1 pseudogene is annotated in these 279 nt (G+C 53.4%); it reads right to left on the bottom strand.

The features are described from left to right. Nucleotides 1-279 (bottom strand): annotated as a pseudogene (locus HMPREF3208_RS06790) (PE family protein); the annotation flags it as partial.

Genomic DNA, 279 nt, shown 5'->3' with positions numbered 1-279 from the left:
CCAGTGATTGTAATGTTTTCTCCTGAACCACCCTGACGACCACCACCAATGCCAGCAGCACCACCTCCGCCTGTTGCGGTTACGGTTCCGCCAGTGATTGTAATGTTTTTTCCTGAATCACTACCACCACCACCAATGCCAGCAGCACCATCTCCGCCTGTTGCGGTTACGGTTCCACCAGTGATTGTAATGTTTTCTCCTGAACCACCACCACCACCACCAATGCCAGCACCAGACTTCCAGCCTACGCCTGTTGCGGTTACGGTTCCACCAGTGATT

Origin of the sequence: Gardnerella vaginalis (assembly GCF_001546485.1) — a bacterium.
Classification (GTDB): Bacteria; Actinomycetota; Actinomycetes; order Actinomycetales; family Bifidobacteriaceae; genus Bifidobacterium; species Bifidobacterium vaginale_D.
The sequence above is the reverse complement of the archived record's forward strand: the minus strand, read 5'-3'. Positions and strand labels throughout refer to the sequence as shown.